Annotated in this window: 1 protein-coding gene; it reads right to left on the bottom strand. The window is 56.8% G+C overall.

The window, feature by feature from the left end:
* A partial coding sequence (locus tag J7439_RS25770) for a DUF1601 domain-containing protein (RefSeq protein ID WP_209204915.1) occupies positions 1–679 on the bottom strand: 679 nt, incomplete at both ends.

Below are 679 nucleotides of genomic sequence, written 5' to 3'. Positions count from 1 at the left end.
GGGCATTAAATTGGTCTTTCTGTGCCTTCACGTTGGGCAACAGTGCGGCCACAGTCACGTTGAGTTCTGGTGTCCGCTCCTGTCTGTTGTCCACCAGTTTTGCTATGGCCCACAGCAGGTTGGCGATTCCCTGGGCATTAAATTGGTCTTTCTGTGCGATCACGTGGGGCAACAGTGCGGCCACGGCCTCGTTGAGCCCTGGTGTCTGCTCCTGCCCACTGTCCACCAGTTTCGCTATGGCCCACAGCAGGTTGGCGATATCCTGGGCATTAAATTGGTCTTTCTTTACGTTTACGTGGGGCAACAGCGCCGCCACGGCCTCGTTGAATTCTGGTGTCTGCTCCTGCCCGTTGTCCACCAGTTTCGCCATGGCCCACAGCAGGTTGGCGATACCCTGGGCATTAAATTGGTCTTTCTGTGCGTTCACGTGGGACAGCAGCGCGGCCACGGCCTGGTTGAGTTCTGGAGTCTGCTCCTGCCCGTTGTCCACCAGTTTCGCCACGGCCCACAGCAGGTTGGCGATGCCCTGGGCCTTAAATTGGTCTTTCTGTGCGTTCACATGGGGCAACAGTACGGCCACGGCCTCTTTGAGCCCTTGTGTTCTCGCCTGTTGGTTGTCCACCAGTTTCGCCATGGCCCACAGCAGGTTGGTGATATCCTGGGCATTAAATTGGTCTTT

This window comes from Salinisphaera sp. G21_0 (assembly GCF_017744115.1).
Classification (GTDB): domain Bacteria; phylum Pseudomonadota; class Gammaproteobacteria; order Pseudomonadales; family Endozoicomonadaceae; genus Endozoicomonas.
The sequence above is the reverse complement of the archived record's forward strand: the minus strand, read 5'-3'. Positions and strand labels throughout refer to the sequence as shown.